General features: G+C 37.7%; 1 protein-coding gene. It reads right to left on the bottom strand.

The annotated features are described in order from the left end of the window. Nucleotides 1-47: 47 nt before the first annotated feature. Nucleotides 48-905 (bottom strand): siderophore ABC transporter substrate-binding protein (locus ACFIKE_RS12325; protein WP_375650112.1); only part of this gene is annotated, 858 nt, incomplete at its 5' end.

Raw genomic sequence — 905 nt, forward strand, 5'->3', positions numbered from 1 at the left:
TCTGCTTTTAAATTTTATTTATATAGCAAGCAAGCTCTTTTGTACGCTTATTTGCTCTTTGTAAAGGCTTCATTGATTTGCTGTGCCGTTTCAATGAGTGCCGTTAAACCACCATTTGCACGATACCAGCTCCAAGAGTCCAAATAAATAATTTGATTTTTTTTGCTTGCTGTTGTGCGGTGAACAAGTTCATTGTTGAGCAATTGTGCTGCAGATTGTCCTTCCCGTCCAATGGCTGCATCCCGATCAATCACCAACAACCAATCAGGATTGGTTTCAAGAATAAATTCAGGAGAAATGAGTTGTCCATGTTTTTGCACGGTGAGTTTATCGGTTGCAGGGGTAATTCCAAAAGCGGAGTGAAAAATATCAAAACGTGATTTTGGTCCGAAAGCACTGATTTTTCCACCAGAAGTCATGAGTATGAGCCCAGTGCCTTTTCCTTGGGTATTTTTACGGACTTCAGCAAAAGCTTCATTGAGTTTTGCAATTTCTGCCGCAGCGTCTTTTTCTTTGCCAAAAATTTTTCCAAGGATAGACACATTTCGTTTAATATCTTCAAGAGAATTTTCGTTTTCTACTGTTAGATCAATTATTGGAGCTATTTTGGCTAAATCTTTATATTTTGCTTGAGTTCTGGAAGAAATAATAATCAAATCGGGTTGAAGAGTGGCAATTTTTTCATAATCTGGTTCAAAAACGGTTCCAATTCTTTCATATTTTGCATCATCAAATTGTTGCAGATAAGATGGTTTTTTACCTTCAGGAATGCCGATAACGGCTTGGATACCAAGACGATTCATATTATCTAGCGAGGCAAGATCAAATACAACAACCTTTTGCGGAGAAGCGGGAACAGAAGTCGTGCCTGAAACATGATTAATCGTTATATTTGTTTGAGTACT

This window comes from Bartonella sp. MU70NMGDW (assembly GCF_042194085.1).
Classification (GTDB): domain Bacteria; phylum Pseudomonadota; class Alphaproteobacteria; order Rhizobiales; family Rhizobiaceae; genus Bartonella; species Bartonella grahamii.